At 68.4% G+C, this 23,580-nt stretch carries 20 protein-coding genes; 9 read left to right on the top strand and 11 right to left on the bottom strand.

What is annotated here, in order from left to right:
* Window positions 1-23 precede the first annotated feature (23 nt).
* Both SPHPHY_RS0117660 and SPHPHY_RS0117655 read left to right on the top strand, forming a co-directional pair.
* Window positions 24-791, top strand: coding sequence for an ATP-binding cassette domain-containing protein (locus SPHPHY_RS0117660; protein ID WP_028057089.1), 768 nt, complete (start codon window positions 24-26; stop codon window positions 789-791).
* The gene (locus tag SPHPHY_RS0117655; protein WP_022688018.1) at window positions 788-2,302 is read left to right on the top strand and encodes an ABC transporter permease/substrate-binding protein; all 1,515 of its coding nucleotides are present in this window, start codon (window positions 788-790) and stop codon (window positions 2,300-2,302) included. The genes SPHPHY_RS0117660 and SPHPHY_RS0117655 overlap by 4 nt, the downstream gene beginning before the upstream one ends.
* Window positions 2,303-2,306: 4 nt before the next feature.
* On the opposite strand, the gene SPHPHY_RS0117650 is transcribed toward SPHPHY_RS0117655, so the two are convergent.
* The 3 genes from SPHPHY_RS0117650 to fdhD all read right to left on the bottom strand — a co-directional run bounded on the left by SPHPHY_RS0117650 (window position 2,307) and on the right by fdhD (window position 8,299).
* Window positions 2,307-5,057 (bottom strand): TonB-dependent receptor, encoded by a 2,751-nt coding sequence (locus SPHPHY_RS0117650; RefSeq protein ID WP_022688017.1) that lies wholly within the window; start codon window positions 5,055-5,057, stop codon window positions 2,307-2,309.
* Between the two features lie 195 nt (window positions 5,058-5,252).
* Window positions 5,253-7,517, bottom strand: a complete 2,265-nt coding sequence (locus SPHPHY_RS0117645; protein ID WP_022688016.1) for an FdhF/YdeP family oxidoreductase — start codon at window positions 7,515-7,517, stop codon at window positions 5,253-5,255.
* Window positions 7,514-8,299 (bottom strand): formate dehydrogenase accessory sulfurtransferase FdhD, encoded by a 786-nt coding sequence (gene fdhD, locus SPHPHY_RS0117640; RefSeq protein WP_022688015.1) that lies wholly within the window; start codon window positions 8,297-8,299, stop codon window positions 7,514-7,516. Before fdhD ends, SPHPHY_RS0117645 begins: the two co-directional genes overlap by 4 nt.
* A 132-nt stretch (window positions 8,300-8,431) precedes the next feature.
* On the opposite strand from fdhD, the gene SPHPHY_RS22100 reads away from it, so the two are divergent.
* The gene (locus SPHPHY_RS22100; protein ID WP_022688014.1) at window positions 8,432-8,593 is read left to right on the top strand and encodes a hypothetical protein; all 162 of its coding nucleotides are present in this window, start codon (window positions 8,432-8,434) and stop codon (window positions 8,591-8,593) included.
* On the opposite strand, the gene SPHPHY_RS0117630 is transcribed toward SPHPHY_RS22100, so the two are convergent.
* The 3 genes from SPHPHY_RS0117630 to SPHPHY_RS0117620 form a co-directional block, all read right to left on the bottom strand.
* Entirely contained in the window at window positions 8,590-9,180 is a 591-nt protein-coding gene (locus SPHPHY_RS0117630; RefSeq protein ID WP_022688013.1) for a DUF1989 domain-containing protein, read from the bottom strand. The two genes, SPHPHY_RS22100 and SPHPHY_RS0117630, sit on opposite strands and share 4 nt — an antisense overlap.
* Window positions 9,177-9,878, bottom strand: a complete 702-nt coding sequence (gene gntA / locus SPHPHY_RS0117625) for a guanitoxin biosynthesis heme-dependent pre-guanitoxin N-hydroxylase GntA (RefSeq protein WP_022688012.1) — start codon at window positions 9,876-9,878, stop codon at window positions 9,177-9,179. The genes SPHPHY_RS0117630 and gntA overlap by 4 nt, the downstream gene beginning before the upstream one ends.
* Before the next feature lie 96 nt (window positions 9,879-9,974).
* Window positions 9,975-10,277 carry a 4a-hydroxytetrahydrobiopterin dehydratase gene (locus SPHPHY_RS0117620; protein ID WP_022688011.1) on the bottom strand — a complete coding sequence of 101 codons (303 nt, stop codon included), beginning with the start codon at window positions 10,275-10,277 and terminating at the stop codon, window positions 9,975-9,977.
* 46 nt (window positions 10,278-10,323) lie between these two features.
* Between SPHPHY_RS0117620 and SPHPHY_RS0117615 the strand changes: the two genes are divergently transcribed.
* Genes SPHPHY_RS0117615 through SPHPHY_RS0117605 form a run of 3 tightly spaced genes read left to right on the top strand, consistent with a single transcriptional unit; the run spans window position 10,324 to window position 11,971 of the window.
* Window positions 10,324-10,743 (top strand): metallopeptidase family protein, encoded by a 420-nt coding sequence (locus SPHPHY_RS0117615; protein ID WP_028057085.1) that lies wholly within the window; start codon window positions 10,324-10,326, stop codon window positions 10,741-10,743.
* Window positions 10,737-11,306, top strand: coding sequence for a heme ABC exporter ATP-binding protein CcmA (ccmA, locus tag SPHPHY_RS0117610; RefSeq protein ID WP_022688009.1), 570 nt, complete (start codon window positions 10,737-10,739; stop codon window positions 11,304-11,306). Before SPHPHY_RS0117615 ends, ccmA begins: the two co-directional genes overlap by 7 nt.
* 29 nt (window positions 11,307-11,335) lie before the next feature.
* Entirely contained in the window at window positions 11,336-11,971 is a 636-nt protein-coding gene (locus tag SPHPHY_RS0117605) for a heme exporter protein CcmB (RefSeq protein ID WP_022688008.1), read from the top strand.
* A 203-nt stretch (window positions 11,972-12,174) separates the two neighbouring features.
* On the opposite strand, the gene SPHPHY_RS0117600 is transcribed toward SPHPHY_RS0117605, so the two are convergent.
* Together SPHPHY_RS0117600 and thrC are read right to left on the bottom strand one after the other, a co-directional pair.
* The gene (locus SPHPHY_RS0117600) at window positions 12,175-13,056 is read right to left on the bottom strand and encodes a class I SAM-dependent methyltransferase (protein ID WP_022688007.1); all 882 of its coding nucleotides are present in this window, start codon (window positions 13,054-13,056) and stop codon (window positions 12,175-12,177) included.
* Between the two features lie 2 nt (window positions 13,057-13,058).
* Window positions 13,059-14,456: a threonine synthase gene (gene thrC, locus SPHPHY_RS0117595; RefSeq protein ID WP_022688006.1), complete on the bottom strand. Its 1,398-nt coding sequence runs from the start codon at window positions 14,454-14,456 to the stop codon at window positions 13,059-13,061.
* Between the two features lie 84 nt (window positions 14,457-14,540).
* Here thrC and SPHPHY_RS0117590 point away from each other — a divergent pair, with 84 nt between their 5' ends.
* Together SPHPHY_RS0117590 and SPHPHY_RS0117585 are read left to right on the top strand one after the other, a co-directional pair.
* Window positions 14,541-15,770: an SAM-dependent methyltransferase gene (locus SPHPHY_RS0117590; protein WP_022688005.1), complete on the top strand. Its 1,230-nt coding sequence runs from the start codon at window positions 14,541-14,543 to the stop codon at window positions 15,768-15,770.
* 105 nt (window positions 15,771-15,875) lie between these two features.
* Window positions 15,876-16,781 carry a hypothetical protein gene (locus SPHPHY_RS0117585; RefSeq protein ID WP_156025132.1) on the top strand — a complete coding sequence of 302 codons (906 nt, stop codon included), beginning with the start codon at window positions 15,876-15,878 and terminating at the stop codon, window positions 16,779-16,781.
* A gap of 464 nt (window positions 16,782-17,245) precedes the next feature.
* On the opposite strand, the gene SPHPHY_RS0117580 is transcribed toward SPHPHY_RS0117585, so the two are convergent.
* The 3 genes from SPHPHY_RS0117580 to SPHPHY_RS20585 form a co-directional block, all read right to left on the bottom strand.
* Complete coding sequence (locus SPHPHY_RS0117580; protein ID WP_043131561.1) at window positions 17,246-18,580, bottom strand: glycoside hydrolase 5 family protein; 1,335 nt, start codon at window positions 18,578-18,580, stop codon at window positions 17,246-17,248.
* A gap of 129 nt (window positions 18,581-18,709) precedes the next feature.
* On the bottom strand, window positions 18,710-21,196 hold the full coding sequence (locus SPHPHY_RS0117575; protein ID WP_028057084.1) for a glycoside hydrolase family 3 protein: 2,487 nt from the start codon (window positions 21,194-21,196) through the stop codon (window positions 18,710-18,712).
* Window positions 21,197-21,454: 258 nt separating this feature from the next.
* Window positions 21,455-21,889: an EF-hand domain-containing protein gene (locus tag SPHPHY_RS20585; RefSeq protein ID WP_022688001.1), complete on the bottom strand. Its 435-nt coding sequence runs from the start codon at window positions 21,887-21,889 to the stop codon at window positions 21,455-21,457.
* Between the two features lie 208 nt (window positions 21,890-22,097).
* Between SPHPHY_RS20585 and SPHPHY_RS0117565 the strand changes: the two genes are divergently transcribed.
* Window positions 22,098-23,315: an argininosuccinate synthase gene (locus SPHPHY_RS0117565; protein WP_022688000.1), complete on the top strand. Its 1,218-nt coding sequence runs from the start codon at window positions 22,098-22,100 to the stop codon at window positions 23,313-23,315.
* Window positions 23,316-23,580: the final 265 nt, after the last annotated feature.

Genomic DNA, 23,580 nt, shown 5'->3' with positions numbered 1-23,580 from the left:
CGCTTCCCGCATCACCGCAGGCGATGCCAGCACTTTCGTCCGGACCGGCGGTGGCCTTCGACCATGTCGGCAAAAGCTACGGTGAGGCGGCGGCGATCGCCGACGTGTCGCTGGCGATCGAGGGCGGTGCGTTCGTCGCGCTGGTCGGCACGTCGGGATCGGGCAAGTCGACGCTGCTCAAGACCGTGAACCGGCTGGTGGTTCCCGACATCGGCCGCGTCACGCTGAACGATGACGATGTCGCGGCGGAGCCGGCACCCGCGTTGCGACGGCGGATCGGCTACGTCTTCCAGGACGTCGGGCTGTTCCCGCATCTCAGCGTGGCCGAGAACATCGCACTGCCGTTGCGACTGGCGAACGCCCCCGATGCGGCGCGCGGCGTGGCGATGCTCGATCTGGTCGAGCTGCCACGCACGCTCGCGACGCGGATGCCCGCCGAGCTGTCCGGCGGGCAGCGCCAGCGTGTCGGGGTTGCGCGCGCGCTGGTGACCCGGCCGGGGCTGTTGCTGATGGATGAACCGTTCGGCGCGCTCGATCCGGTCACGCGCGAGTCGCTGGCCGGCGCGGTACGGCGGCTGCACGACGAACTGCGGCTGACCACGATCATGGTCACGCACGACATGGCGGAGGCGCTGCTGCTCGCTACTCGCGTGGTGGTGATGGCGGCGGGGCGGGTCGTCGCCGACGAAACCCCGGCCGCGCTGTTGGCGGGGGCGGGGGGCGATGCCGCGCAGGCGCTGGTCGCCGTACCGCGTACCCAGGCCGCGCGGCTGGCGGTGCTCGCCTCATGAACGACGCGCTCGCCCGCGTCCCTGCGCTCGCTGCGCAGCACCTGCTGCTCGCGATGGCGGCGTTGATGCTCGCGCTGGCGATCGGCGTTCCGCTCGCGATCCGCGCCGCGCGCGCGCCGCGGCTGGCGGCGGTGGTGCTCGGTGCCGCCAGTCTCGTCCAGACGATCCCCAGCCTCGCGCTGCTCGCGCTCTTCTATCCGATGTTGTTGTGGTTCGGGCACGGCGTGCCCGCGCTGGGCTTCCTCCCGGCGCTCCTGGCGCTCACGCTGTATGCGCTGCTGCCGATCGTCCGTAACATCGTCACCGGGCTGCGCGGTCTCGACCCGGCGGTGCTGGAGGCGGCGGACGGAATCGGGATGACCGCGGCGCAGAAGCTGCGCATCGTCGAATTGCCGCTGGTGCTGCCGGTCGCAATGGCCGGGATCCGCACCGCGGCGGTGTGGACGATCGGTGCGGCGACGCTGTCGACCACCGTCGGGCAGCCGAGCCTCGGCGACCTGATCTTCGCCGGCTTGCAGACGCAGGCGTGGACGCTGGTGATCGCCGGCTGCATCGGCGCCGCTGCGCTCGCGCTGGGCGTCGACGCGTTGCTCGGCCTCGCCGAACGCGCCGCCGGGCAGCGTCGCTGGTCGCGGGTGTGGCTGGCGCTCGGCGTGCTCGCGGCGGTCACGGTGGCGGCGAGCGCGCCCTTGTGGGCGGGTGGAGGCGATCGCCGTATCGTGGTCGGCGCGAAGAACTTCTCCGAGCAATATATCCTCGCGCGGCTGATCGGCGACCGGCTGGAGCGGGCGGGATATTCGGTCAGCTACCGCGACGGGCTCGGCTCGGCGGTCGCGTTCGGCGCGGTCGCGCGCGGGGACGTCGATGTCTACGTCGATTATGCCGGCACGATCTGGACGGCGGAGATGCACCGCACCGACACGCCGCCGCGCGCGTCGCAAGTGCGCGCGATCGCCGACTGGACGCAAAAGTCGCGCGGCGTCACTTTGCTCGGCGCATTGGGGTTCGAGAATGCCTACGCCTTCGCGATGCGCGGCGACGACGCGCGCAGGCGCGGGATCGCGACCCTCGACGATCTGGTCGGCGCCGCGCCGCGCCTTCGCTTCGGTGCCGATCTCGAATTCCTCGACCGTCCCGAATGGCAGGCGATCCGCCGCGCCTATCCGCTGCGCTTCGCCGCCGCGACGCCGTACAGCCCGACCTTCATGTACCGCGCGCTGGACAGCGGACGCGCCGACGTCATCAGCGCCTTCTCGTCCGACGGGCGGATCGCCGCCGACCGATTGACGGTGCTCGCCGATCCTAAGCATGCGGTGCCCGGCTATGACGCGGTCATGCTGATGTCGCCCGCACACCGCGACGATGCCCGCTTCGCCGCCGCGTTGCGCCCGCTGGTCGGGCGCATCCCCGTGACGATGATGCGCGAGGCAAATTACCGCGTTGATCGCGATGTCGACAAGCAAAGCCCCGAGGCCGCCGCGCGGTGGCTGGCGGCGCGCCTCGGCCTTTGATCCCTCAGGAGAACAGCTTGCGCACCGACACGCGGATCGTCCGCCCGACCGGGTCGAGATAGCCCGGCTGGAAACCGATCGGCACCGCGCCGCTTTCGTCGCGCACATCGCGGCGGGTGTTGAACAGGTTGTCGAGCTGGACGCTGACCCGCGCGCCACGCATCCACGGATGCGCGCGCACCCACGCGATGTTGCCGCCGAGATCGGCGAACAGCCGCAGGTTGGCGGTCGCGATCCCGCCGAAGTCGAGCGTCTCCGGCGCCGCGGTGGTGCCGCCGTTGACGCGGGTCCCGCTCTGGTAATTGACCGATAGCCGCGCGCCGAGCCCGTTGTTGACGTAGCCGGCCTGTCCTTCCAGCTCGTGGCGCGCCTGCCCGCCGGAGGAGCCGATGGCATCGCCGTTCAGCAGGTCCAGCACCGGGCCGCCGTCCGCCACCGTGACGCGCTCGGTAAGGTGCCAGGTATGGTAGAGCGCGAACTGTACGCGCCCGCCGGCCTGCGCGCCGCCGCCACGCCCGCGAAAGCCGCCCCCCGGCGGCCCGCCGCCGCCGTTGCCGCCACGGTCGGGTTGCCCACCGTTCATCGCGCTGCCGTCCGGCCGCGTGCGATCCTGCGGGGCGCGCTCCGGCGGCCGTTCGCCCCCTGGGGGCCGCAGTCCCTCGAACGGGTTCGGCCCGGTCCCGGCGCGATACGCCTCGATCCGCTTCTGCAGGTCGGACTTCAAGCGGAAGGACAGGTTTACGCCGTAGCGGAGCTGCGAGGTCTCGCTGCGCGCGAAGTTGATCGGGCGCGAGTCGATACGCAGCAGGTTGCCGCCGGCATCGCGCTGAAAGCGATCCGGGAACGCAGCCTCGATCGCCGCGGTGGCGCTGGGGAAGGCCGCGATCGGATCGTCGGTGCTTTGCCGCGTGTAATCGGCGCGAAAGTTGATCTGCCGCTCGCTCCATGGCTTGAGATCGAGCCCGATCTTCATCGCGTGGCGGTTGTCGGCGATCAGCGCCGGGTTGCCGCCGGTCACCGTCGTGACCGTTGCGGTGGTGCCGCGCACGTAGTCGAACACCCGGACGCCCGGCGTCGTTACGGACGGGTTGCCGAGCTGTTGTGCGGACGGCGCCTCGTCCTGGTCGGTGACCGAGGCGAGCAGCCGCACCCCCGCGATCGGCGTCCAGTTCGCGCCATAACCGATCGTCCACAGCGTGCCGAAGTCGGAGAGCTGGTCGACCGCGAGGTTGCCGTTGATCGACAATCTGCCGAGCGCGCTCAGCACGCCCTGTGCGCTGTTGGCGATCGGCAGATCCAGGTTGAGCTGCGCATTGGCGATGTCGCGTCCGATGTCGGCGCTGCTCGCCACCCCGCGCCGGAACGAGTCGCTGGTGAAGTCGCTGGTCGACGCGCCGACGCGGATGCTGGTGTTCGCATCGCCAGCCGGCAGCGCGAAGAGCGGCCCGGCAACCAGCGCATCGAGTCCGGCGGTCGTGGAAACCGACCGACCGCGATCCTGCGGCAACGCGCCCAGTGACAGCGGCGCATATGGGTTGGCGAGCGGATCGAACGCATCCAGCCGCGCCTGGAACGCGCTGGCGTCCAGACCCGCCTGCGTCACGGTATTGCTTTCGTCGCGGTCCACGTTGCCGGTCAACGACCAGCGCCACTGCCCGCGGTCGCCGTTCAGCGCGCCGCCCAGATGCAGGTCGGTGCTCTCCACCCGCTGGGTCAGCGCGGGCACATCGTCGAACGCCCGCGTCACGCGCACCGGGGTCGCGAACGGCGAATACGGGCTGCCGACCGGCAGATCGAGGTCGACCTCCGCCAGGCCGCGCAGGGCCTGCGTCACATTGTGATCGACTGTGGCGTTCAACGTCGCGCCGACGTTGCCGAAGATCGTCGTGGCATAGGTTCCGTTGGCGGTGAACGTCCGCTGCTGCGGCAACAACGTGCGGTACGCGCCCTGATCCGTGGTGTTGCGCGTCGTCGAGAAATCGCCGAGCGCGGGCGCTCGCGTCGCGGCCAGCGCGGGAACGCCCAGCGACGTCGCGGTGCCGAACAGGGGATCGACCGCGCGGCGGTCCAGGCTCGACACATTGCCGCCCACTGCCGCTGCGTTCGGTGCCTGGACGATGTCGCGCTCGGCCTCGGTCAGCGCGTCGGGGCGGCTGTATTCCATGTGCAGGTTGACGCGGCCGTTGTTGCGGATGCGCAGCAGGTCCAGCTCGCCGCCCGGCGTGTTGCGCCCGCCCTCGGTCGCGAAGCGATCCTCCGCCTCGACGGTCACCGCCCTGAAGCGGCGGCGCAGTACGAAGTTCACGACCCGCTGGTCGGCGCGATAGCCGTATTTCAGCGCGACTTCCTCGGGCAGGATGTCGACGCGCTGGATCGCCTCGGTGGGCAGGTCGCGGATCTCCTGAAAGCCGGAGATGCGCCGCCCGTTGAGCAGCACCACGGGCGCCCCGCCGGCGCCGCGGCCCGAGTTCGTCTGCGGCGACAACTCGTTGAGCAACTCCGTGACCGAGCTGACGCCGTAGCTGCGGATGTCGGCGGGCGACAATTGCTCTTCAGGCGCGATGTCGCCGACGACCGAACCGCGCTGTGTGCGCGATCCGGTGACCACGATGTCTTCGGCGGTTTCCTCCTCCGCCTCGGGCGACGCGGTCTGCGCGGGCGTTTGGGCGCCGGCAGGAGCCGCAGCGGCCGGCGCCTGTTGTGCGTGGGCGGGCAGCGCCGCGGTGGAGGCCAGAAGAAGAAACGAGAGACGCATGTGTTACCCCAGCCGCGCATGAGGTCGAGCGGCAACGATGGCGCTATCGCCGACTTGTCGCATAATTATGCCGGTGTCCCGTGGGTCAACGGCAAGGACCGGGGATGCGCCGCTCTCGGCTGTTCCTCCACGTAGGAGGAGAAGCGGGTTGCCGGCGCAGCACCGCCGTAGGGGGTCAGCTATCGTCAGCCACGATCATGCGACGATCCGTACCGGCACCGACTTGGCCGCCGGCACGTGGCTCTCCTCGGCATGATGCGCCAGCGGGATCAGCGGATTGCACTCGGGATAATAAGCCGCGATGCACCCGGCCGGCAGGTCATATTCCACGACGGTCAGGTCGCCGACACGCCGATCGTGGTTGTCCTCGGCATCGGTGGCGAGCGTCACCTTCTGCCCGGCGGCCAGCCCGGCACGTGCGATGTCGTCGCGGTTCATCAGCACCACCTGCCGCGTGCCGTTGATCCCGCGGAAACGATCCGAATAACCGTAGATCGTGGTGTTGAACTGGTCGTTGGAGCGCAACGTCAGCAACCGGAACCGTCCGTCGGCTTCCGTGAAGCCGGTGGCATTCATCACGTCCGGCACCAGGAACTCGGCCTTGCCGCTTTCGGTATCCCATTCGCGTCCGGCGGCCTTGTTGCCCTTCCAGAACCCGCCTTTCTCTTCCTCCAGTCGCTGGTTGAAGCGCGCGAAGAAGTGCGGGAACACCGCTGCGATCTCGTCGCGGACCAGCGCATAGTCGCCGACCCATGCGTCCCAGTCGACCGCCGCATTCGCGGGCAGGGTCGCCTTGGCGATCCCGGCGACGATGGCCGGTTCGGACAGCAGGTGCGGGCTGGCCGGCTCCACCTTGCCCAGTGAGGGATGGATCACGCTGGTGGAATCTTCGATCGTCACCCGCTGCGGACCCGTCGCCTGCAGGTCGCGCTCGATCCGCCCCAGGCACGGCAGCAACCACGTTCCGCCGGCGGCGGGGATCAGGTGGCTTCGGTTCAGCTTGGTCGCGATCTGCACCGACAGGTCCATCCGCGCCCAGCCTTCCTCGACCAGATCGGTCTCCGGCGCCGCGCGCACGAAATTGCCGCCCAGCGACAGGAACGCCTTCACGGTGCCGTCGATGATCCCGCGGCACGTCTCGACCGTATCCAGCCCTTTCTCGGTCGGCGGCGAGAAGCCGTAGCGCTCCTTCAGTTCCTCGACCGGTGCCAGCTCCGTCTTCTCGGTGATGCCTACCGTGCGCTGTCCCTGCACGTTGCTATGCCCGCGGACCGGACACAGCCCCGCGCCGGGTCGGCCGATGTTGCCGCGCAGCAGCATCAGGTTCACGAGCATCCGCACGTTGTCGACGCCCTTCACGTGCTGCGTCAGCCCCATGCCGTAGATCGCCATCGCCGCCTTCGCGCGCCCGTAAGCGGCGGCGGCACGCTCGATCGCGGCGCGCGTCAGCCCCGATTCGCGTTCGATCTCGTCCCATCCGGTGGCGCGCACCTTTTCGGCGAACGGCGCGAAATCGTGGGTGTGCTGCGCGATGAAGTCGTGGTCGATCGCATCGTGTTCGAGCAGCCATTTGGCGATCCCGGTCATCGCCGCCAGGTCGCCGCCGGACTTCACCTGATGATATTGGCTGGCGATCTGCGTCTCCTTGCCGGTCGCCATTTCGACCGGGTTCTGCGGGTCCGTGAACCGCTCCAGCCCGCGCTCCTTGAGGGGGTTGAACACGATGATGTCGGCCGCGCGTTTCGCCACCCCGCGCAGCTGGTGCAGCATCCGCGGGCTGTTGGTTGCGACGTTCTGCCCGAAGTGCAGGATGCAGTCCGTGCTGTCGAAATCCTCCAGCCGTGTCGTGCCGACCGGCACCCCGATCGACGTCTTGAGCCCCACGGAGGTCGATTCGTGGCACATGTTTGAACTGTCGGGCAGGTTCTGGCTGCCATACAAGCGCGCCATCAACTGCCACATGTACGACGTCTCGAGGCTGGCGCGACCCGAAGCGTAGAACACCGCCGATCGCGGCGGCAGCGACTTCAGCGTCGCCCCGATCGCCGCGAACGCCTCTTCCCACGGTGCCACGACATATTTGTCGCTGGCCGCATCGTATTTCATCGGATGCGTCAGCCGCCCGGCCTCTTCCAGCCGGTAATCGCTCCAGCCGCGCAGCTCGGTCAGCGTGTGGCGACGAAAGAAATCGGGGGTCACGCGCTGGCTGGTGATCTCCCAGGCGGTCGCCTTGGCGCCGTTCTCGCAGAACTCGACCGGGCCGGGCGGGTGCGGCTTCGACCATGCGCAGCTGACGCAGGCGAAGCCGTCGGGCTTGTTCTGGCGGAGTAGCTCGGCGGAGGTCTGCGCGATGTTCTTCTCGCGCGGGATGATGTCGGCCAGTGAGCGCATCGACCCCCATCCGCCCGCGGGGCCTTCATAAGGAGTGAAGTCGGGGCGATCGTCGTGCTGCTCGGTCATGCCTCCGGAACGCGCGGGTCGGAAAAAAGCACCGCATCGTCACGGGCCAGCGACACCAGCGTCAGCCCGGCGGCGGCGGCGCGCTCCAGTGCCAGGCTGGTCGCGGCCGAGACCGTCACCAGCATCGGGCATCCTGCCAGCGCCGCCTTCTCGACCAGCTCGTAGGAGCAGCGCGACGACAGCAGCGCGAATCCACCGTCCCAGCCCAGCCCGGCGCGCGCCATCGCGCCGATCAGCTTGTCGAATGCATTGTGTCGTCCGACATCCTCGCGCGCCAGCCGGACCGCGCCACCCGCATCGCAGAGCATCGCCGCATGCGCCGCGCCGGTCGTGCGGTGCAGCGGCTGGTGAGCCCGCATCGCGCCCAGCGCGGCGAAGATCGCTTCCGCGGGTACGTCGCTCGACGGTACGCGGGGCAGGGGGCGATGCACCGCGTCGAGATTGTCCATCCCGCACAATCCGCATGAACTGTCGCTGGTCCGCCGCCGCACCCGCTCCATCACCGCCGCGGCGCGGGCCGGCGGCACCGCGAGCCGCACGATCGTCCCGCGCCCGGTGTCGTGCACGTCCAGCGCCTCGATCTCCCCGGCCGATGCGACGATCCGCTCGGCCAGCGCAAACCCCGTCGCGAAGTCGCCGATGTCGGCCGGCGTCGCCATCATCACGGCATAGCCGATGCCGTTCACCTCGATCGCGACCGGCGCTTCCTCGACCACGTCGCGACTCGATTCGGAGTCGCCGGAGTCGCGGGCGTGGCGACGGAAACTATGCAGGATCGTCATTGATCCACATCATTCCATCGGCATGTTTTCGCCACGAAATTCGTGATCGATGTGAAAGCATCCGTGCCGGAACGATCGCACACTCGCCCCTGTCGCACGCGTATCGTCACCCCTCGGGTCAGGAGCATGTCCATGTCTTCCAGCAACGACGTCGCCTATTTCCGCCGCCGCGTCGCACAGGAGCAGCAGCGCGCGCGGACTGCCTGCGAAGCCGCGATCCGCCGCCTCCATCTCGATCTCGCCGCGCGGTACGCGGCGCGCGCCGAAGAGGCGGAGCGCCATGCAATGGTCTAGTCCACGCGGTAGTGGATCGGCTTGAAACTGCCCCCGTTCGACGCCGGCGCCGAACAGGCGGTCAGGCCGATCACCACGTCCATCGCCGCGCGCAACACGATCCGGTCGCCCGCCTTGCTGACCGGCGGCAACACTTCGAGCCGGCCGGTTGCGGAGTCGACGGGCACGTTCATGAAGCAATTGAACGCGACCGGGATCATGTCCTCGGTGATGCCCCATGGCGCCAGCGCTTCGGCAAGGTTGCCGAAGCAACCGCGATGCCGTGGCAGGTCGGGATAGAAATGGTCGAAGGTGGCGTAGGAGCACGGCGTCAGCAGGAAGTCGTGCCGCCCGACGCTATCCTCGACGATCTCCAGCATCACGTTCGATCGGTTCGAATAGAGGCTGTGCCCGGTCGTAAGCCGGATCGTCTCGGCATAATCCAGCGTCCGCCCCGATGACAGCACCTCGCGCACGTCGGCGGCATTGTAGGCCAGCAAGTCGGCGACCTGCACGCCACGCGGGTCGATCACCGTCAGGGTCTGCCCGGCCGACAGCGCGAACCCCGCGCCGCTGCGGGGGGCGATCTCGTGCACCTGTCCGGTCATGCGTGCTTCGTGTCCTCGGCGGTGCCGGCATAATGAAACGGGCAACGCCACGCCTCGTCGACCACGCGCCCGCTATATTGCCGCGCCTCGCTGGTCTCGCCGTGCCGTGCGAGCATCGGGTTGCGCGACCCGGCGATCGCCTCGTCGCGCACCATGATCGCCTCCCGCATGGTCTCGTAGCGCCCGTCGGCGCGCAGCTGCTCGAACTGGTCGTGCAGGTTGAACACCAGCGTTGGGCGGCCGAAGCGCCGCGCCGGACGTGATGCCTGCGCGTGCAGGCCGACGACGAAGAACGCCTCACCGCCGAAGCTCAGCGAGAAATGCGAGTCCTGCGGATCGTGGCTGACCCGCGCATCATATTCCTGACCGCGCCACACGTCCTTGTCGGACAGCGACTGGATACGCTGCCACAGCGCCGCCTCGAACGCCGGCTCGTCCAGCGTCTCCGGTCCGTCGAATACCACTGCGAAGCTGCGGAACAATGTCGGATCCCGGCGATAGGCGGCGGCAAACTGCACCAGCCCGTCGTGGATGCGCAGGTCGTCCCATGCGCTGTCGATCCGCGTGCACGCCAGAACGTTCAGCGTCCCCTTCGCCATTGCCGCCTTCGCGCCGACGCAAGGGAAGGCGCGATCCGCGACATGCGCGTGAAGCATGGATTCCAGCTCGGCTTGCGCGTGATGGATCCAGCGGAACATGGGTGTTTCAGGTGCCGGCATAAGCCAGCGAGTACGGATGATCGGTCGTGATCGTTCCGATGAATCAGCTTGATGGCGATCAGTCGACCGCCTGCGTCACCCACCCAGGATCGCGTCGATCGCGGTCGCGAGTTCGATATCGCGCCCCGAAAGGCCGCCCGCATCGTGCGTCGTCAGCAGGATTTCGACGCGATTCCAGACGTTGCTCCACTCGGGATGGTGGTCGGCGCGTTCGGCGAGCAATGCCACCTGCGCCATGAAACCGAACGCCTCGGCGAAGTCGGTGAACACGATCGACCGCGTGATCGCGTCGCGCCCCTCGTCGTAATCCCAATCCGGCAAGGCATCGAGCGCATCGGCGCGTTCGGCCTCGCTCAGCGGTTCGATCGTCCCGGCCATCACCTCTCCCTTCCGCTGCGATGCCCGGAGCGGTATGACCAGCGGCATGGACGGGCAAGAGGCAATGGGCACCGCGCCCTCCGCGGACGCGATAGAAGCGCAGGCGCGCGGCGTGATCGCGCGCCTGCCTGCCGAGTTCCGGGCGCATCTCGGCGATATCGTGCTGCTGGTCGAGGAGGAGGCGGATGCCGAAACGCTCGCCGCGGTCGGGCTGGAGCATCCACTGGAGCTGACCGGCATCTACCACGGTCGCCCGATCGGCGAGAAGAGCGCGTTCGACAGCGCCGCGCTGCCTGACCGCATCCATCTGTATCGGCAGGCGATCCTTGCCGAATGGTGCGAAACGGACGTGCGGCTCGACGATCTGGTCGCGCACGTGACGATCCACGAGATCGGCCACCATTTCGGCCTGTCGGACGATGACATGCATGCGCTGGAAGACGCGGTGGCAGACGGGGCGTGCTGACGACGCACGCGCTGGCCGTGGCGCGCGGCGGGCGGGTGCTGGCGGAGGAGCTGGACCTGATGGTGCCGCGCGGCGGTGCACTGCTGGTCACCGGTGCGAACGGCGCGGGTAAATCGAGCCTGCTGCGCGTCCTCGCGGGGCTGCTGCCGCCGGCCGCGGGTAGCGTCACGCGCGACGGTACGGTGGCATGGCTGGGCGAGGCGGCGGCGCTCGACGGAGAGCGGCGGCTGGGAGAGGCGTTACGCTTCTGGGCGGTGCTGGACCGCCGCGGGCACGCCGACATCCGCATCGCCGCGGCGCTGTCCGCGGTCGAGTTGGACGAGCTTGCCGATGTTCCGGTACGGCTGCTGTCGACCGGGCAGCGCCGCCGCGCCGCGCTGGCGCGTGTCGTCGCGGCCGGCGCCGACCTGTGGTTGCTCGACGAGCCCGCGAGCGGGCTGGACGTGGCGGCGGTCGCGCGGCTGGAGGGATTGATCGACGGGCACCGCGCCGGCGGCGGGGCGGTGGTGGTGACCACACACCAGCCGCTGGCGGTGCCCGATGCCGCGACGGTCGCGCTGTGATCGCGCTGTGATCGCGCTGTGATCGCCCTGTGATCGCCCTGTTCTGGCGCGACGTGCGGCGTGGCTATGCCGGCGGCGGCGCGACGTTGGTGATCGCGTTCTTCCTCCTCGTGGCGTTGCTGTTCCCGTTCGCGATCGGCCCCGATGCGGCACTGCTGGCGCGAGTCGGGGGCGGGGTGATCTGGGCCGCGGCACTGCTCGCCGCGCTGCTCCCGGTCGAGCGGCTGGTACAGCCCGATCTCGAGGCAGGCGTGCTCGATCAGCTGGCGGTGCGCGGGATATCGCCGGCGATGGTCGCGGCGGTGAAGATCGCTGCGCATTGGTGCGCGTTTGCGCCGCCGTTGATGCTGGCGGCGGTGATCGCCGCGGGGCTGCTCGACGTGTCCGCCGGGCGCCTGCTGCTGGTCGAGGCGGGGCTCGCGCTCGGCACGCCCGGGCTTGCCGCGCTGGCGGTCGCCACCGGCGCACTGGTCGCGGGGTTGCGCGGGGCGGGCGCCGTCGCGGGACTGGTGATGCTGCCGCTTGCCGTGCCGCTGCTGATCTTCGGCGCGGGCGCGATCGATGGCGGGGCAAGTGGGTTGAAGCTGCTCGCGGCGGTCAGCCTGGTGCTGGTCGCCGGTGCGCCGGTCGTGGCGGGCGCGGCGATGCGCGCGGGGAGCGAGTAGGCCGGTGAGACGCGGGAAGAACCGCGCCGTCGTCGCCGTGACGTGAGCGGCAGGCCGGCGCGTGATCCGACATTGCCTCCATCCGGGACTTCGAACGCGGCAAAGCGATTCAGAGCCGGATCAGCACGTCCTGAATCGTTCGCGCCGCGCTTGCTGACCCAGAGGCGGAGCACCCTCAACCGCTCGCCACGCGGAGGGAATTGCTATCGCGACCACCGCGCCCAGATCGCGGTCGGCAACGCCAGTCCGCGTGCTTCCTCGCGCACCGCCAGTTCGCCTGCCTCGACGCGCCCCGGCAGGTCGGCGAACGCCTGGCGCAGCATCTCGCCGATCGCCAGCGCCGACATCCGCACCGCATAGACGGTCAGGAACAGATAGCGCGACTCGGCATCCAGCAACTGCCGGCAATCCGCGATCAGCGCCGGCAGATGTTCCTCCAGCCGCCACACCTCGCCATCCGGCCCGCGCCCGTACTTCGGCGGATCGAGCAGGATGCCGTCATAGCGTCGCCCGCGTCGCACCTCGCGCGCTACGAACTTCGCGGCATCGTCGACGATCCATCGCACCGGGGCGTCGCCCAGTCCGGAAAGCGCCGCATTGCCGCGCGCCGCCTCGACCGACTTCTTCGATGCATCGACATGCACCATCCTGGCGCCGACCGCCGACATCGCCAGCGTGCCGACCCCGGTGTAACCGAACAGGTTCAGGCATTCCGGCGCCGCGGTCCCCGCAACGCGCCCGCGCATCCACGACCACACCGGCGCCATGTCGGGAAAGAAGCCGAGGTGGCGGAAGGGCGTCGTCTGCGCGGTGAAGCGGACGCGCGCGTCGCCCTCTCCCCACGCCAGCGGCCAGCCGTCGCGCGGCACCGGTTCGGCGAACTGCCATTGGCCGCCGCCTTCCTCGTCGCTGCCCGGTACGAACTCGCCCTGCGCGCGCCAGTCGTTCCCGGCCGGTGCCCAGAGCGCCTGCGGCTCGGGGCGGATGAAGCGGAAGCGGCCGTATCGCTCCAGCTTGCGACCGTTTCCCGAATCGATCAGCCCGTAATCCGCCCACGGCTCGCCGATCAGCGTCGACAATTCCATGGTCAGGCGCGCGGCACGGCGTGGTCGGCGACATAGCCGCTCACCGCCTCATAGGTGGCGTCGAGCGTCACGAAGCGTTCCTCGCGCTCGAACAGGTCGCCGACGCGCGCCGGCAGGACCGGACGCGTACCGGTCGAGCGCTCTACCGCGTCGCCGAACTTCGCGGGATGCGCGGTCGCCAGCGTCACCATCGGCACCCCCGGCTGCGCGTGGCGGTGCGCGGCGGCCAGGGCGATGGCGGTATGCGGATCGATCACCTGCCCGGACCGCTCGTGCGCGTGGCGCATCGCACGGGCCATGTCGTCGCTGTCGACGCGTTCGCCGACGAACAGGTCCGCGGCACCCTGGGTCTGTGCGTTGGTCAGCCGGATCGCGCGCGCATCCTCGAAGCTGCGCATCTGCTCTGCCAGCGCCGCGCCGTCGCGCCCGCCGAGGTCGAACAGCAGCCGCTCGAAATTGCTCGACACCTGGATGTCCATCGACGGCGTCACGGTCGGCACCACCTGCCGACTCGAATAGTCGCCGCTCGCCAGCGCGCGCGCCAGGATGTCGTTGACGTTGGTCGCCACCACCAGCTTCGCGACCGGCAGCCCCATCCGTGCCGCGACGTAGCCGGCGAAGACGTCGCCGAAATTGCCGGTCGGCACGCTGAACGCCACCGGCTTCGCCGGCGCGCCCAGCCGCACCGCGGCGTAGAAGTAATAGACCACCTGCGCCATCAACCGCGCCCAGTTGATGGAATTCACCGCCGACAGCCGGAAACGTCCGGCGAACGACGTGTCGTTGAACATCGCCTTCACCAGCGCCTGCGCGGTGTCGAAGTCGCCGCGAATCGCGATGTTGTGGACGTTGGGCGCGCCGACCGTCGTCATCTGCCGCCGCTGCACGTCGCTCACCCGCCCCTCGGGGTGGAGCATGAAGATGTCGACGCCGCTGCGCCCCGCCACCGCGTCGATCGCCGCCGACCCGGTATCGCCGCTGGTCGCGCCGACGATCGTCAGGTGCTGGGTCGTGCCGGCCAGGAACTTCTCGAACAGATGGCCCAGCAGCTGCAGCGCGACGTCCTTGAACGCCAGGGTCGGCCCGTGGAACAGCTCCAGCAGCCATTGATCGTGATCGAGCTGCACCAGCGGCGTCACGGCATCGTGGCTGAACGCGCCGTAAGCGGCCGTGCACAAGTCGCGCAGTTCCTCGCGGGTCAGCGCGCCGGCGACGAACGGCGCCATCACCGCCACCGCGGTATCGACGTACGACAATCCCTTCAGGGCGCCGATCTCTTCGGGCGACAGCGTCGGCCAGTGTTCGGGGACATAGAGCCCGCCGTCGCTGGCGAGGCCGGCGAGCGTCACGCCCGCAAAATCGAGCGCGGGGGCGGTTCCGCGGGTGCTGACATAGCGCATGGCGCCGTTGCCTATAAGCCGCGCCGCGGCGGCGCAATACGTGGGGAGTTGCGCACGCCCCAAGCCTCGGTTTAGCAGGCGCCCATGGCCCTGATCGATGTGTTCCTCCGCCGCGCCATTGCCCGCGGTCGTCTGACCCTCACCAAGCCCGACGGTTCCGTCTCCGTCTTCGGGAAGGACGATCCCGACCTGAAGCCGGTGTCGTTCCGCATCACCGACACCAGGGTCTACCGCGAGATCGCCGCCGATCCCGCGCTGGGCGTCGCCGAGGCGTTCATGGACGGGCGGCTGATCGTCGAGGAAGGCGACATCCTCGACCTGCTGATGCTGGCGACCAGCAACAGTCGCTGGGAGAATGGCAGCAATCGGCTGGCCGCCAGCCCGCTCCGGCGGCTCGGCGGGCAGATTCGCCACCGTTTCTTAACCGCGAACAAGGCGCTCGCCTCCAAGCGCAACGTCGCGCACCATTACGACCTGTCGGACCGGCTGTACGACCTGTTTCTCGACGCCGACAAGCAATATAGCTGCGCCTATTACACCGACACCGCCAATCCGCTGGAGCAGGCGCAGGCCGACAAGAAGGCGCATATCGTCGCCAAACTCGCCATCGCGCCGGGGATGCGCGTGCTCGATATCGGCTGCGGCTGGGGCGGGATGGCGCTGTATATCCACGCGAAGACCGGCGCCGAGGTGTTGGGGATCACGCTGTCGGAGGAACAGCTGAAGGTCGCGCGCCGCCGCGCCGAGGAGGCCGGCGTCGCCGACAAGGTACGCTTCGAGCTGATCGACTATCGCGCGCTGGAAGGGCCGTTCGACCGCATCGTATCGGTCGGCATGTTCGAGCATGTCGGCGTGCGCAATTTCCGCACCTATCTCAACAAATGTCGCAATCTGCTGACGGCGGACGGCGTGATGCTGCTCCACACGATCGGGCGCGGCGACGGGCCGAACTTCACCGACAAGTTCACCGACAAGTACATCTTCCCCGGCGGCTACATCCCCGCATTGTCCGAAGTGCTGAAAGCGAACGAGCAGATCCGCTGGTTCGTCACCGATATCGAGGTGCTGCGCATGCATTACGCGCTGACGCTGCGCGACTGGTACAAGCGGACGGTGGCGGCACACGACCAGATCGTCGCGCTTTACGACGAGCGCTTCTTCCGGATGTGGACGTATTATCTGGCCGGCGCGATCGTGTCCTTCACGAACGGCCCGCTCGTCAACTACCAAATCCAGTTCAGCCGCGACCGCCTGAGCCTGCCGCTGACCCGCGACTATATGATCGAAGAGGAGCGCAGGCTGCGCGAGATCTGAGCGCAGGCTTATTTTTCAATGCGTTCACGCTGATCCACACCACTCGTCAACCCCGGTCGAGTAACTGGCGGTAACGAACACAGGCGAGGCGCAGCGGCGGCGATGGTGGGTGAGGGGACAGACGCGACGTTAGCCGACACCGACGAGATGATCGTCAAGCCGGCGTTCGGACGACTGGCCGCCAGCCACATCGGCGAATATCTGTTGCGGCGCGGGATACGGTGGCAGCGCACGTTACGGCTCGACCGCGTCGACACCATCATCCTGCAGGCGGTGACGAGTGCGAACCTGGCGCACCTGCCTCTCAGGGATGCCAGCCTGGAGGTGCCGAACGGCCACCGGCGGCCGACCAGCGTCCTGGCGGTCTCGCTGTCGATGGGGTTCAGCTACGCCACGGTCCGCAAACGGGTTCACGCACTTGTCGGGCGCGAGGTCCTACGTTCGAGCGCGAGCGGCTATATCGCGCCGGTCGAGCCGTTGATCTACGGCGCGCCGGACGCGCTGGTCGAACAGGACTGCACGGCGCTCCATGCCTTGCTCGACATGATGCGATCACAAGGCTTCCAGTCGCTCCCCGAAACCAATCGCGGCGCGAGCAGCGCGCGCGTCGGGCGCGCGATCGTCGACTTCGCGGTGCGCAGTCTGGAGGGGTTCGCCGAGCAGCACGGGAGCGTCACCACTGGCAGCATCTGGGCGGCGATCATTTCCGCCAACGTCCGCGATCTCCTGAGCAACGGGCAACTGCCGGACGGATACGCGGAGGCTTCGCAGCCGCTGCCCGATCGTGTGCGCCGGCCGGTATCGCTTCGAAAGCTCGCTGCCGAGGTGAACCTTCCCTTCGAGACCGTGCGGCGGCACGTTCTCGCGATGGCCGGACGAGGCTCCGTCATGATCGGCGAGAGCGGTGTCATCGTCCCGACCAGCGCCCTGACCACACCTCAGCAAATTGCACGCAGCCGGCTCAACATCGGCTATCTCCGGCGGCTGTTCGACACCGTGGGCGCCGCTTGAACCACCTCTCCGCGCGAGGCGTGGTCCGACGACGGCCTGACCAAGTCGCCCCGCCTGCATACGCAAAGCGCAGGCGGCGCGACCTGCTGTCCGTGGGGCAGTAGCGCCCCGCGGCTGTCGCTAGCGGGTAATCGTGAAGAGATGATGGCCATTAAGAGGCAAAAGGCGCCTCGCTTCCGAAACATGCGGTATCGGGAGCGAGGCGCAGCAGGCCCGTAGTGACCTGGAAGGATTGTGGATCGGAGAAGACCGGAATGCAATCGCCTTTTGGGCCGTGCATCACGCCACCTCCGATTCGCCTCCCGGACGGTCGCGCTCGAGCCGGGCGCTCCGTCCCGTCGCCACATCGATGTCGTCGCGGCACCCGGACCGGCGGTGGCGGGAAAGTGGCCGCCACGTCCGGTCCACCGCCAGGCGCATCGATCTCGGCGAGCCGGTCCGGATCCGCGCCGGGCGGGTCCGGCTCACCGCGGCGCGGGCAGGCGAGCGACCGCCGCTGCATGGTCGGCGACGATCCGCGTCGTCGTGTCGCCGGCGAAGATGCCATACCATCCCTGTGGCTCGTGCGGGGGGTCGCCCATGTATTGCAGGTCGCCGGGCTGGAACTTGAAGTCGGCATGTTGCGCGCGCGCCTCGCCGTTCCATGCCCAGAAGTTGGTCCCGGCGGTCGGGCCGCCATGCGCCATGTCGCGCTCGACCGCGGCGTAGATCAGCCGGTAGAAGCGATCCTTGTACTGCGTCGACATCGCCGGATCGTTGCTGCCCCCATCACGGGGATAACCGAACTCCTCGATCACCAGCGGCTTGTTCAATTGACGTGCGAAGCCGACGTGCTGGTCGATATATTCCTGGCTCAGCGCTTCGCCGCGCGCATGGGTGCCGGGCAGGTCGGCCTGACGCACCCATTCCCAATTGTTCGGCCAGATATGCGCAGTGAGGTAATCGACCTCGGCGATGGCGTGTTCGGCCAGCACGATCTCGGGCTGCCCCAGGGCGCCCATCAACCCTTCCGATCCGGTGGAGACCAGATGGTGAGGATCGAGCGACTTGATGAGCCGCGCGGTGCCCTGCACCCAGGCATGGAATTGCGGCGGTGCCGCGTGCGCCAGATCGCCCGCCGGGCGCGGTTCGTTGGCAAGCTGCCACGCCATGATCGTCGGATCGTCGGCATAGCGGATACCCGTCACGCCATTGCTGCGCGTCACCAATGCCCGCACCCAGTCATGGTATAGCCCGACCGCCCGGTCGTTGCCGTAGAATTGCGCGTTGAAGTTGGCGAACGCCGGCCACGGGTGCGCAGGATCGTCCACGTCGATGTAGCGACCGCCGTTGACGTACGACAGGTACGTCATCATCCCGCCCGACCATTCCCAGAAATTGGTCAGGTACAGCACCGCACGGATGTTGCGCTTGGCCATTTCCGCCAGCGCGAAGTCCAGTCCGCCGAGCAGCGCGTCGTTCACCGTCGTCGCGGTGCGGAAACCCGGCTTGATCGAATGGTGCAGCGGCCCCTCTTCGGCCGACGCGAGGATGCGCAGGTTGGTGACGCCCAGCGCCGCCAGCGCGTCCAGTTCGCGGATCAGTCGCGCCCGATTGCCGTAAGCGGCGTCGGCACCGAGATACGCGGCATACCACATGTTCGCGCCGACGAAGCGGTAGCGCCGGTCGCCGGTCATCAGGCGCATGCCGTCGCGCCGGACGAACTGGCGGTGCGCTGCGTCACCGCCGCGCATTGTCGCGCAACCGGCAAGCAACACCGCAGAGCCCAGCAGCAGGCGACGGTCGATTGTGGGGTTCATCATGGTCTCCGGGGGCGCCGGGCGATCTCGTCCAGCATCAGATTAGGATCGGCGATACGGGGCTGCTGCCGGTCAGCGTCCGGCGCCCATAGCGCGAGCGGAGCCAGGCGTAGAGCGCCCGCGCCTCGCTCACCGCATGCCGCAGCTGACCGGGCCGGGCGGTGCGCTGGCGATCCGGATCGACGAGATGTCGAGACCGAGCCGCCCCTCGGTGGCGAGGATCCACGGCTTGGTGACCTTGTCCATCGCCACGCCACCGTCCGCGAAGCAGCGCAATGGCAACGCGAGTTGCCGCCACGCGCCGATCGGACCTTTCACAAGCCCGGTGATCGGCACGTCGGCGCGCTTGCCGCCTTCCATGCCCAGCATCACGGCGCCTGTAGGGGCCGCAGTGACACGATAATCGATCAGCAGGCTCAACTGGCCGTTCGCCTCGCGGGTCAGGTCGATGGCGCGCGCCTGCTCGATGGCCGCGCTTGCCGCGCCGCCACCTGCGAAGGCGAAGCGCAGGCTGTCCTCCTGCGCGGCGCGATCGACGCGGGTCTGCTGCACGGGTCCGGCGACATCGAGCCGCGCACCCGCGACGATCCGTCCGCGGACGAACAGCGCGTTCTGGTCCGATGCGCTTACCGCCGGTCGTGCCTCGCTCAGCGGCGGCACCGTCGCCGCGCGTGCATAGGTCAGGCCGTAACCGATCGGGAACAGCGGGTCGTATCCGGCGTCGCGTCGGTTGAGCACGAACTGGTCGAGCCGCCTGGGCCACGAGAAGCTGAGCCTCCCGCGGAAGTCGTGCCGGGCGCGACCATCCGCGCCCGCGACCAACACGTCGGCCACGCCGCCGCCTTCGGTGCCGGGCAGGAACGCCGCGACGAAGGCGTCGGCGGCGTTCAACTCCGGGTTCACCCACATCGGCCGCCCCGACAGGAACACCGCGACCACCGGGACACCGGCGGCCTTGAACCGCTTGAGCAACGCGAGATCGGACTTGTCGTCGGGGCTGTATTCCAGCGTCGGGCGATCGCCGGTGAATTCGGCATAGGGGGTCTCGCCGAACACGACCACCGCCACGTCGGGCTTGGCGGCGTAGCGTCCGTCGATCGCCAGCGTCGCTTTCCCGCCGCCCGCGCGTACCGCTTCGTCGATCCCCGACCAGATCGACTGCCCGTTCGGGAAGCTGGCGTTGGTCACGCCGGTGCCCTGCCAGGTGATCGACCAGCCGCCCGCCTGCTGGCCGATGTCGTCGGCGCCGCGCCCGGCGACCAGGATGTTCGCCCCGGGCTTCAGCGGCAGCACGCCGCCGTTGTTCTTGAGCAGCACCAGCGACTGGCGCACCGCCTGGCGTGCGATCGCGCGATGCTCCGGCGATCCCAGCAAGGCGAAGCGACCCGAGAAGGGCCGCGTGGACGGGCGACCCGCCTCGAACGTACCGGCCAGCACCTTGACGCGAAGGATGCGCCGCACCGCATCGTCAAGCCGCGCCGCCGGGATCGTGCCGTCCTTCGCCTCGCGCAGCGTGTTGGCATACAGCTGTTTCCAGCCCGGGCCGGAATACATGAACATGTCGAGCCCGGCGTTGATCGCGGCGGCGCAATCCTCGTTCGTGCAGCCCGGCACCTGCCCGTGCGCGTTCCAGTCGCCGATCGTGAAACCCTCGAAGCCCAGCCTTTCCTTCAGCACCCCGGTCAACAGGCTCTTGTTGCCGGTCATCTTCGTCCCGTTCCAGCTCGAGAAGCTGGGCATGACGGTCAGCGCGCCGGCGACCAGCCCGCTGCGATAGCCGGCGGCATGGACGTCGCGCAGCACGTCCTCCGTGACGCGCGTGTCACCCTGGTCCCGTCCGCCGGTGCCGCCATCGCCAAGGAAATGCTTGATGGAAGAGATGACGTGGCCGGGTTTCATGAAATCGCCGCCGACGGTTCCCTGGATGCCCTCGACCATCTTGCCCGCATAGGATTCGACGATCGCGGGATCTTCGGAATAACTCTCGTACGTGCGGCCCCAGCGGTCGTCCTGCACCACCGCAACGGTCGGCGCGAAGCTCCAGTCGATCCCCGTGGCGGCCGTTTCCGCCGCGGTTGCGGCACCGATGCGTTGAATCAGGTCCGGATCGCGCATCGCGCCGAGCCCGATGTTGTGCGGGAACAGCGTCGCGCCGACGATGTTGTTGGCGCCGTGCACCGCGTCGGTGCCCCAGATCAACGGCACGACCGGTCGCCCGTCGCTGCGCTTCACGGACGCGTCCCAATAGGCGTCGAACAACTTAAGCCATTGCGACGGCGGCGCGAATTCGTCGTTGTTCGGCGCGGAATTGCCGCCGTTCAGGATCGAGCCGAGCTTGTAGGTCTCCAGGTCCGCCGGCGTGATCGATGCAATGTCGACCTGCAGCAACTGTCCCACCTTGTCCTCGACGCTCATCCGCGACAGCATGGCGTCGATACGCGCCTCCACCCTGGAATCGCGCCGCAATTTGAGCGGGAGCTTCGGCCACTTCTCGGGGTGCGCCACCGCCGACGGGGTAGCTCCTGCTGCTGCCGCACCGGCCGTTTCTTGCGCGCCGGCCCCACCCGCCAGAAGGCTCGCGGTCGCCAGCAGCATCAGCCTGTGAAGTAGCGCCATCGTCAGTCCCCGTCCCCGTCAATCGGGCCGAGCCTGGCAACGCGCCAGCGGGGATGTCAATGAAACTTATCGCGATTTCAGATAAGATCAGCAACATTGCAGGCGACCGTCCGAACCGCCGCACCCGCCTTCGTACCTTCGGTATTACCGTCGACCCGGGTCACCCGACACTGGCGACACTCGCCGTGGCGGGTGGAGTGTGCGCCCAAGAGGCAAGCGATCTCGCGATGACGCGGGCGGGATGGCCGCCCGCGCCCGTCAGCGTTGCGGCGCCGCCTGCCCGGTCGTCGCACCCTTCGCCGCGGCGCGTGCCCGCGCCGCCTCGGTGCCGTCGACCTTGCCATCGTGGTTGGTGTCATAGGCGTTGAACACCGCGCCCATCAGCGCGTCCGACTCGGCCTTGCTCACCTTGCCGTCCTTGTTCGTGTCGGCGCGCGCCAGAAACAGCGCCGCGACACGCTTGGCATGGACGGGGTCCAGCGTCTTGCCGCCGCCCATCTTCATCTTGCCCATCCGCGCCTGAACCTCGGCCGGCGAGAGAAAGCCGTCCTTGTTGGCGTCGGACGCGGCGAACTCCTTGTCGAGCTTGGCGGTGGCGCTGGCACGCGTCTCCTGTCCCGTCGCGACGGCGCTCAGCGCCGGCAACGACAGGAATGCGACGAGCGCGGCGGCGAGGGTGGCATGATGCTTCATACGCGCCCTGTGCCGCGGCGCGCTTTTACCGGGCGTGAACGGCGGGCGCGCGTACCGCATGTCCGGCGCGTCGCTCGAAGCAACGCCGGGCAAAGGAATAACCCCCCCCCCGCATATCGCCCCGCGCATCGCCGCCGTAGCGCCGGCAAGACGGTTGCCCTCGCGCGCATGAGCGCGTAGCGGCGCGCGCAAGAAGGAGCCTCTGCCGATGTCCGATCAGATCAAGCGCGTCGTACTTGCCTATTCGGGGGGGCTGGACACCAGCGTGATCCTGAAATGGCTCCAGACCGAATATGGCTGCGAGGTCGTCACCTTCACCGCCGATCTGGGGCAGGGCGAGGAACTGGAGCCGGCGCGCGCCAAGGCCGAGCTGATGGGGATCAAGCCCGAGCATATCTTCATCGACGACCTGCGCGAGGAATTCGTCAAGGATTACGTCTTCCCGATGATGCGCGCCAATGCGCTGTACGAGGGGCTGTACCTGCTCGGCACTTCGATCGCGCGGCCGCTGATCGCCAAGCGGCAGATCGAGATCGCCAAGATGGTCGGCGCCGACGCGGTCAGCCACGGAGCTACCGGCAAGGGCAACGACCAGGTTCGTTTCGAACTCGGCTATTACGCGCTCAATCCGGACATCAAGGTGATCGCGCCGTGGCGCGAATGGGATCTGACCAGCCGCACGAAGCTGATCGAGTTCGCCGAGGCCAACCAGATTCCGGTCAGCAAGGACAAGCGCGGCGAGGCGCCGTTCTCGACCGACGCGAACCTGCTGCACACCTCGTCCGAGGGCAAGGTGCTCGAGGATCCCTGGGACGAGGTGCCCGAGTACGTCTATTCGCGCACCGTCAACCCGGAGGACGCGCCGGATGCGCCCGAGACGATCACGATCGATTTCGAGCGCGGGGACGGCGTCGCGGTCAACGGCGAGGCGCTGAGCCCGGCATCGCTGCTCGCGAAGCTGAACGACCTCGGCCGCACGCACGGCATCGGGCGCCTCGACCTCGTCGAGAATCGTTTCGTCGGCATGAAGAGCCGCGGCATGTACGAGACGCCGGGCGGCACGATCTACGCGCTCGCCCATCGCGCGATCGAGCAGCTCACGCTCGACCGGGGGGCCGCGCACCTCAAGGACGAACTTGCGCCGCGCTATGCCGAGCTGGTCTACAACGGCTTCTGGTTCAGCCCCGAGCGCGAGATGCTGCAGGCCGCGGTCGACCACTCGCAGGAGAAGGTCGCCGGCACCGTGCGGCTCAAGCTCTACAAGGGCAATGTGATCGTCACCGGCCGCAAGTCGCCGAATTCGCTATATTCCGAGAAGGTTGTGACCTTCGAGGACGATCAGGGCGCCTACGACCAGCGCGATGCGGCGGGTTTCATCAAGCTCAACGCACTGCGGCTGCGTCTTCTGGGGCGTCGCGATCGGTAAGGTCTTCTTATTCGGCAATGATATCATCGCCGACGTAAATAACGGCCGGCTCTCTGCTGCTGGAGGGCCGGCTTTTTATTGACATTTCACCTCACGTTCTTCAAGTGTTCCTGTCGAACGAAGGGGGTGAGGTGAGATGAATCACATTTCTGATATCGACAGGCGACGCGATTTCTCCGTCTGGCTTCGTACGGGACGACCGCCGACGTGAACCGCGGACGGTATCGAGCTGAAGTTCAATCCCTATCACGATCCACGGAACGGG

Origin of the sequence: Sphingomonas phyllosphaerae 5.2 (genome assembly GCF_000419605.1) — a bacterium.
Classification (GTDB): Bacteria; Pseudomonadota; Alphaproteobacteria; order Sphingomonadales; family Sphingomonadaceae; genus Sphingomonas; species Sphingomonas phyllosphaerae_B.
This window is presented reverse-complemented; position numbering and strand designations above follow the sequence as displayed.